This is a genomic window from Halohasta sp. A2 (genome assembly GCF_056175805.1).
In genome coordinates this window covers 1-242 of sequence record NZ_JAQFWV010000361.1, presented here as the reverse complement: position 1 = coordinate 242, position 242 = coordinate 1, and the positions used below count along the sequence as shown (strand labels likewise).

The 242-nt window shown below is 51.2% G+C and carries 1 pseudogene; it reads left to right on the top strand.

The features are described 5' to 3' along the window. Positions 1 to 242, top strand: a pseudogene (locus tag O2S87_RS19435) (IS4 family transposase); the annotation flags it as partial.

The window sequence follows — 242 nt, the reverse complement described above, 5'->3', positions numbered from 1 at the left end:
CTGTTTGAAGAGTTTGGCAGAGAGACTGACGACGCTGGGTTTGTTGTCCGCGCCAATCAAAATCGATGTATTTGGACACAAGACGGTGAGACTGGAAAACTATTTGAATGGAGTAGCGACCTCGTTGAGCGAGGTCGCGACTCGGTTGAGATTCAACAAGGCGGAGGCCGAGAAGCCAGGACAGCAGAAGTGTCGATTACAACTGGCACTTGTGAGGTGCGTGCGCCAAAGAATAACCCTGA